General features: G+C 48.6%; 1 protein-coding gene. It reads right to left on the bottom strand.

Features of this window, described 5'->3' with window-relative positions:
• Positions 1-40 precede the first annotated feature (40 nt).
• Positions 41-259, bottom strand: a 219-nt coding sequence (locus EII41_RS14420) for a hypothetical protein (protein WP_221620750.1), incomplete at its 5' end; no start/stop codon positions are given.

Below are 259 nucleotides of genomic sequence, written 5' to 3'. Positions count from 1 at the left end.
TCCGCAATAGAACAAATCATAATGAATTTCATTCAGGCCTTCAGCCCTGCGAACAAGGTCCGGATGTCGATACCCTCCCCTTGCGGGATGGGGCTGAAATAATCCGGGCTTTCAGCCCTTGTATGCTCTTCGGGTGTTGAGTTGTTGAAATGTTTATTTGTTGAGTTGTTGGCCGGCTGAAGGCTGATTGCTGTAAAAGCCCTGAAAGGGCGAGATCATTCAGCCCAATGCGAAGCGTTGGGGAAAAAGGCATCGTATT

Source organism: Tannerella forsythia, from assembly GCF_003860135.1.
Classification (GTDB): domain Bacteria; phylum Bacteroidota; class Bacteroidia; order Bacteroidales; family Tannerellaceae; genus Tannerella; species Tannerella forsythia_A.
The sequence above is the reverse complement of the archived record's forward strand: the minus strand, read 5'-3'. Positions and strand labels throughout refer to the sequence as shown.